Origin of the sequence: Stenotrophomonas capsici (assembly GCF_034961085.1) — a bacterium.
GTDB lineage: Bacteria > Pseudomonadota > Gammaproteobacteria > Xanthomonadales > Xanthomonadaceae > Stenotrophomonas > Stenotrophomonas capsici.
This window is the reverse complement of sequence record NZ_JAYFUH010000219.1, coordinates 1-920: the sequence shown is the minus strand read 5'-3', so window position 1 is coordinate 920 and position 920 is coordinate 1. Positions and strand designations below refer to the sequence as shown.

At 70.1% G+C, this 920-nt stretch carries 1 protein-coding gene; it reads right to left on the bottom strand.

The features are described from left to right. On the bottom strand, positions 1-823 hold an 823-nt coding region (locus VA603_RS11565; RefSeq protein ID WP_323438936.1), incomplete at its 3' end, for an ATPase, T2SS/T4P/T4SS family. Positions 824-920 lie beyond the last annotated feature (97 nt).

Below are 920 nucleotides of genomic sequence, written 5' to 3'. Positions count from 1 at the left end.
CCAGGTCCATGCGGCCGAGCACCTTGACCCGGCTGACCACCGCGGTCATCACCGAGGGTGGCATCTCGAACACTTTGTGCAGCACGCCATCGATGCGGAACCGCACCCGGCCCATGTCGCGCCGTGGTTCCATGTGGATGTCGCTGGCGCGCTGCTCGTAGGCGTACTGCAGCAGCCAGTCGACGATGCTGACCACGTGGTGGTCGTCGGCGTTGACGTCGCCGGAGCTGCCCAGCTCGACCAGCTGCTCGAAGCTGGGCAGGGTGGTGGCGTTGCCGCCGTCCCGTGAATCGTTGCGGGCATTGCGGATCGAGCGGGTGACGCCGAAGAACTCCATCGTGTAGCGATGCAGGTCCAGCGGGTTGACCAGCACCACCTCGATGCGGCGCCGGCTCAGGTGTTGCAGGTCCGGCACCCAGTCGCGTGCCAGCGGCTCGCTGGTGGCCACCAGCACGCGCTCGCTGTCCACGCCCAGCGGCAGGATGCGGTGGCGGCGGGCATAGGCGTGGGAGACCACGGCGGTGGCGGCGGCCACGTCCACCCGGGTCGGGTCGATGCGCAGGTAGCGGGTGTGGGTGCGGCCGGCCAGCCATTCGGTCAGCCGCTCCAGCGCCAGCTCGCCCCGGGCCGGCGGCGCGGCGGCCAGCTTCAGGTTGGCCAGCAGCACCAGCGGATGGATCTCGCTGGGGTTGCGCGCGCCCTGGGCCGAGAAGCGGATCCGCTCCTGGTCGTGCGCGGCCACCAGGCCATCGCCCAGCAGGGCGGCGGCGACGTTGGAGAATTGCAGCTTACCGGGCGTGATCGGCACCGGAACCGGTGGTATCTGCGCGCTGCCTGCAGCCTGTTGCTCCACCCCGAACCCCTTGCTGGCGCGGCCAAAGAGCGGCCGCTCGCTATACTAGCGCACCCCTTTCGCATGG